At 57.5% G+C, this 3,079-nt stretch carries 2 protein-coding genes; one reads left to right on the top strand and one right to left on the bottom strand.

The annotated features are described in order from the left end of the window. Positions 1–46 precede the first annotated feature (46 nt). Positions 47–355, top strand: coding sequence for a HigA family addiction module antitoxin (locus tag JWR14_RS36660; RefSeq protein ID WP_299719353.1), 309 nt, complete (start codon positions 47–49; stop codon positions 353–355). A gap of 117 nt (positions 356–472) precedes the next feature. Here JWR14_RS36660 and JWR14_RS36655 read toward each other — a convergent pair whose 3' ends face one another. Continuing rightward, a complete protein-coding gene (locus JWR14_RS36655) occupies positions 473–2,839 on the bottom strand; it encodes a DNA polymerase II (protein WP_299719355.1) in 2,367 nt (788 codons plus the stop codon). Positions 2,840–3,079 lie beyond the last annotated feature (240 nt).

Here is a 3,079-nt window from a genome sequence, read left to right as displayed (position 1 = left end):
CCGGTCACATCGGGCTTTACATTGAAGTCTCATAGTGACGAAAGCTATGTCTAATATGTTTAATCCACCGCATCCTGCGGCAATCCTCCGGGAAGATGTGCTGCCTGCACTGAACCTGACGGTTACCGAGGCTGCCGAGCAACTTGGTGTGTCCCGTGTGACCTTGTCCCGTCTGCTCAACGAGCGCGGCGGGATCACTCCTGAAATGGCGTTGCGCATTGAGCAGTGGCTGGGTGTGGAGCGCGGAGGGCGAGCTGATCTGTGGCTTGGTATGCAACTCGACTACGATCTCTGGCAGGCGCGCAAGCACGCGCCGAAGCGCATAAAACCGGCACCTATGGTGACATCCGCCTAACCAGCAGGCAACGGTCACAACGCGGAAAGTTGACCTCGGTGCATGACTAATCTGTACTGCTCCGCGCAATGAATTTCCCCACAGCCTTGCCAACAATTTCTGTGGATATCTTCTTAGCTAGAACAGCTCGTGCTGCCCAGAAATCAACGCCTGGAAGTCGCTTTGCAGAAGCGGCAAGATAGCGTCGGCAATAGGCTGCAATTGCTTCGTCAAGTAGTGATCGTAGTCAATGGCAGCCTGCAAGGTTTCAAGCGGTTCCGGTCCCGCGCTGGTCATCACATAGCTGATCCAGCCGCCACGTTGATACTGCAACGGCCGCCCGCGCTCGCGGTTGAATTCATCGGCCATGCGAGCCGCGCGCACGTGCGGCGGCACGTTGCGCTCATACGCATCCAGCGGTCGGCGAAGGCGCTTTCTATACACAAGCAGCTCGTCAAATTCGCCGCTTAGCGTACGACGCACATAGTCGCGTACATATTCTTGATACGGCTCACCCTTGAAGATTCGCAAATACAGGTCGCGCTGGAACTGCTGCGCGAGCGGCGTCCAGTCGCTGCGAACCGTTTCAAGGCCCTTGTAGACCACCTCTTCGCTACCGTCAGGCAGAAGGCTAAGGCCGGCATAGCGCTTCTTGCTGCCTTCTTCCGCACCGCGAATGGTGGGCATGAAAAACCGTTTATAGTGCCGTTCGAATTGCAACTCCAGCGCGCTCTCCAGGCCGAAGCGCTCTCGCACATGATCCTGCCACCACGCATTCACATGTTCGACGAGCAGCCCGCCAATACGCGCCGCTTCTTCCTCGCTGCGAGCGTGCTTCAGCCAGACGAACGTTGAATCCGTATCGCCATAGATCACTTCGTATCCTTCGGTTTCAATCAGCTCACGCGTCTTGCGCATGATTTCATGGCCCCGCACGGTGATCGACGACGCAAGGCGAGGGTCGAAGAAGCGGCATCCCGTTGAACCCAGCACGCCATAGAACGCGTTCATGATGATCTTCAACGCTTGCGAAAGCGGCTTGTTGTGCTCGCGCTTGGCTTCCTCGCGTCCTTTCCACACCTGATCAACGATGGCCGGCAAACTATGACGTGTGCGTGAGAAACGCGCACCGAGAAAACCCGGTACCGAGTGCTCATCGTCGGGATATTGCAAACCATCCACTAGTCCCACAGGATCGATAAGGAAGGTACGAATGATCGATGGGTACAGGCTTTTATAGTCGAGCACCAGAACGGAATCGTAAAGACCGGGACGCGAATTCATCACGAATCCGCCGGGGCTGGCCGCGCCGGCGACATCACCCAGATTGGGCGCGACGAAACCTTGCCGATGCATTCGCGGCATATACAAGTGCGTAAAAGCGGCCACCGACCCACCGCTTCGATCAGCGGGCAGACCCGTGACCGTCGCGCGTTCGAGCAAAAAGGGCAGCAGCTCCGTCTTCGCGAAGACCCGTGTTACCAGCTCGCAATCCTTCAGGTTGTAGCGCGCTAGGGCGGGCTTGTCCTCATCGAAGCGACGCTGGATTTCGTCCATTCGCTGGTACGGGTTATCGATGGCCTTGCCTTCACCGAGCACGGTCTGCGCGACATACTCGAGGCTGAATGAAGGGAAGCTCCATGTTGCCGACCTGAGTGCTTCAATCCCATCGATCAGCAATCGTCCCGCTGCGCCCGCGAAGAAATGGTTTTGAGTGAGCCCATGCTGCCGCCATTCCATCACGCTCCCGCCGCGACCCAGCCGCAGTGGAATTTGGTAAAGCTGCGAGTGTTCCTGCAATACGCGCAGATCGAACTGAACCAGGTTCCAGCCGATGATCGCATCCGGATCATGCTTCTCAAGCCACTCGTTGAGTTTTTCCAGCAGGAGAGGGCGGCTTGCGCAATATTCGAGTTTGAAGTCGATGCCGTTGCTGTCGCCGTTGGGCGGCCCCAGCATGTAAACCTGACGCTCACCGCAGCCTTCGAGTGCAATGGAATACAGTTCGGCTTTGGCGCTGGTTTCTATATCGAGCGACACCAGTTTCAACTTCGGCCGGTAACCCGACGCGGGCTTCAACTCGCTGTTCAGAAGCGGGCCGTCTTCATGCGACTCGCCGGTAAATACCACCGGCGCCGTGATAAACCGCTCCATCATGTAGCGGTCCGGCGGAAAGACATCGGCTTCGTACACATCAACGCCGCCCTGCTTCAAGCGCCTCTCCAGCCCCGTCAATTGCCGATACTGCTTGCAATAAAGGCCCAACACCGGCCGATGGCTGAAGTCAACGAGATCCAGCGCCCGGAGTTCCACCTGCTTCTCGCGCTGCAAAACGGTTTCGGCACGCTCGCGTTGTTCGGCCGGAATGAACGCAACCGAATCCTGCGGGCGCAGCCGCAGGTGGCGGGGACCCTCATCCGTCGCCAGCCAGAATTCGACCTCCGTCCCATCGGCGGTGTCCCGCCAATGACGCGTCAGAATAAAACCTTGTTGATGCTCGGCCAGATGCCCACCTTGGAAAATGTGTCCTCTCCAAGGATTTTAGTGGGTGCGCGACTTTCCTGTTCGGTTTGCCGCTTCCATGGGCTCCGCCTGAACATCTCAGCGTAAGCCGATCCTTCCGATCGATATGAAATCGCGCGCACTATCCATAGAATAATTACTACGTTTGCGACGCCTGTCTCACAGCCTAGGATGCAAGGTCAATTTTCGCGTGGTTGCTTCAAGCGCGACCCCGCAGCAGCG

The sequence above is a fragment of the Caballeronia sp. genome, assembly GCF_028292365.1.
In the GTDB taxonomy this organism is placed as follows: Bacteria; Pseudomonadota; Gammaproteobacteria; order Burkholderiales; family Burkholderiaceae; genus Caballeronia.
This window is presented reverse-complemented; position numbering and strand designations above follow the sequence as displayed.